The organism is Streptomyces sp. UNOC14_S4, assembly GCF_020740835.1.
In the GTDB taxonomy this organism is placed as follows: domain Bacteria; phylum Actinomycetota; class Actinomycetes; order Streptomycetales; family Streptomycetaceae; genus Streptomyces.
Window position 1 is genome coordinate 1 of record NZ_JAINFC010000968.1, and the last position, 1,021, is coordinate 1,021.

Annotated in this window: 1 protein-coding gene; it reads right to left on the reverse strand. The window is 73.0% G+C overall.

What is annotated here, in order from left to right:
• A partial coding sequence (locus K6I34_RS37375) for an LLM class F420-dependent oxidoreductase (protein ID WP_229332458.1) occupies positions 1-795 on the reverse strand: 795 nt, incomplete at its 3' end.
• Positions 796-1,021: the final 226 nt, after the last annotated feature.

Here is a 1,021-nt window from a genome sequence, read left to right on the forward strand (position 1 = left end):
CCCCACCACCACCTCCCGCAACCCGATCTCCGCGAAGTGCGCCAGTTTCCCCGCCGACGGCCGCACCGCGTACGGCACGACCTCCGGCTCGCCGGCCCGCCCCGCGTCCTCCCAGGCCCGCCGCAGCAGCGGGATGGATTCCCGCAACCCGCTGCCGCCCACCGGAAGCCATCCGTCCGCGTACTCCGCGATATGCGAGAACAGCCCGGGGCCCGCGGCCCCGCCGATCAGTACGCGTGGCCCCACCAGCGGGGACGCGTTCTTGCGGACGCGCGGCTGCCGCACCGGCTTCGGGTGTGCCCAGCTCGCCCGCACGGAGCCGAACTCACCCTCGTAGGAGGTGGGTTCGTCACTCCACAGAGCCCGCATGAGGGCCATGCGGTCGCGCACGAGCGAGCGCCGTCTCGCCCAGGGCACGCCGTGGTCGTCGGCCTCCTCCTTGTTCCAGCCGAAGCCGATGCCCAGGGTGAAACGGCCGCCGCTCACGTGGTCCAGCGTCGCGGCCTGCTTGGCGAGGTGGATCGCGTCGTGCTGGCCGACCAGCGCGACCCCGGTGCCGAGGGTGATCCGTTCGGTGACGGCCGCCGCCTGGGAGAGCGCCACGATGGGGTCGAGGGCCCGCCCGTACTCGCGCGGCAGCGTGCCGCCCTGGGGCGAGGGTGTCTCCCTGCTGACCGGGATGTGGGTGTGTTCGGGGAGGTAGAGCCCGTCGAAGCCGCGCTGCTCCAGCTCGCGCGCGAGCCGGACCGGGCTGATCGTCTCGTCCGTCAGGAAGACCGTGGTGGCAATCCGCATCCGGGGCACCCCTCCGTCGTGGCTGTGGCGGGCCCGGGGTGACGCACATCACTCTCCGGGTGACTGGGGTCACCGTATGCCCAACCGTGCGCCATGGGGACCGACCGGGCTGTGCCGACATGCGACTGTCGCAAACCTGCCGTAACCGACCCGGTCCACCGCTACGGCCGTATGGCCGTACGAGGCGGCCCGCGACCCGCAATCCACCCGCCCGCGCCCGTTCCCC